General features: G+C 65.2%; 1 protein-coding gene. It reads left to right on the top strand.

The features are described 5' to 3' along the window. Positions 1-445: MarR family winged helix-turn-helix transcriptional regulator (locus AC6EMZ_RS23270; protein WP_498405180.1), on the top strand; the 445-nt coding region annotated here is incomplete at both ends.

The following is a 445-nucleotide window of genomic DNA, read 5'->3' as shown; positions in this document are numbered from 1 at the left end:
TATCTAACCATCCTCACCTACCATCGACTCACCATGTTCGACCACTGCCTCTACTTCAACACCACCGCCCTGGCCCGCAAGCTCGACCGGGTCTGGGCAGACGCCTTCGCGCCGTTTGATCTCACGCCGCCGCAAGGCTTCATGCTCCGTGCGATCGTCGACCGCCCGGGCATGCTGCAAAGCGAGTTGTCGGAAGCGATGTCCGTCACGCGCCCCCCGGCAACGCGCGCGCTGGATGGCCTGGAAAGCAAGGGCCTGATCGAACGCCGCAAGACGGAAGCCGACGGCCGCGAGACCGCCGTCTTCCCGACGCCGGAAGCCGTCAAGATCGGCGCGGCGTTGAACGAGGCGAGCGGCGCCGTCACCGCAAGGTTGAAGCGCGTGCTGGGCAGTACCGAGTTCATCGATACGGTGACGAAGATCCGAGGTGTGCGCTCCACCCTGA

This window comes from Enterobacter sp. SCRI0065 (assembly GCF_059766475.1).
This window is presented reverse-complemented; position numbering and strand designations above follow the sequence as displayed.